Source organism: Neisseria maigaei, assembly GCF_958267405.1.
GTDB lineage: Bacteria > Pseudomonadota > Gammaproteobacteria > Burkholderiales > Neisseriaceae > Neisseria > Neisseria bergeri.
The window spans coordinates 1-689 of record NZ_CATQFT010000056.1 but is presented as its reverse complement, the minus strand read 5'-3'; the positions used below and the strand labels follow the sequence as shown (position 1 = coordinate 689).

The 689-nt window shown below is 49.3% G+C and carries 1 protein-coding gene; it reads left to right on the top strand.

Going from position 1 to position 689, the window contains the following annotated elements; all coding sequences use genetic code 11:
* Nucleotides 1-121: 121 nt before the first annotated feature.
* Nucleotides 122-607 carry an FxsA family protein gene (locus Q3O06_RS10025; RefSeq protein WP_107819685.1) on the top strand — a complete coding sequence of 162 codons (486 nt, stop codon included), beginning with the start codon at nt 122-124 and terminating at the stop codon, nt 605-607.
* The last annotated feature ends 82 nt before the right edge of the window (nt 608-689 follow it).

The window sequence follows — 689 nt, the reverse complement described above, 5'->3', positions numbered from 1 at the left end:
TATTGCGTGATTTCACATTGTTTCGGCTTGAAGCACATGGTTTTGTAATCATTTACAGGCAGGTCGCTTGGATTCCTGTTCGGGCGGTTTGCTGTTTACTTAAATATAAGGATGACGGTCAATGAGATTTTTCGGTATCGGTTTTTTGGTGCTGCTGTTTTTGGAGATTATGTCGATTGTGTGGGTTGCCGATTGGCTGGGTGGCGGTTGGACGCTGTTTTTGATGGCGGCAGGTTTTGCCGCCGGTGTGCTGATGCTCAGGCATACGGGGCTGTCCGGTCTTTTATTGGCGGGCGCGGCGGTAAAAAGCGGCGGGAAGGTGTCTGTTTATCAGATGTTGTGGCCTATCCGTTATACGGTGGCGGCGGTCTGCCTGATGAGTCCGGGATTCGTATCCTCGGTGTTGGCGGTATTGCTGCTGCTGCCGTTTAAGGGAGGGGCGGTGTTGCAGGCAGGAGGTGCGGAAAATTTTTTCAACATGAACCAATCGGGCAGAAAAGAGGGCTTTTCCCACGATGACGATATTATCGAGGGGGAATATACGGTTGAAGAGCCTTACGGCGGCAATCGTTCCCGAAATGCCATCGAACACAAAAAAGACGAATAAATATGAATGGAATGCCGTCTGAAGGTTCAGACGGCATTTTTCCGGTTTGAAAATATAGTGGATTAACAAAAACCAGTACGGC

Bases quoted from the DNA above. Each gene is read 5' to 3' on its own strand.
- Q3O06_RS10025 (WP_107819685.1), top strand. From the start codon at position 122: ATGAGATTTTTCGGTATCGGTTTTTTGGTGCTGCTGTTTTTGGAGATT.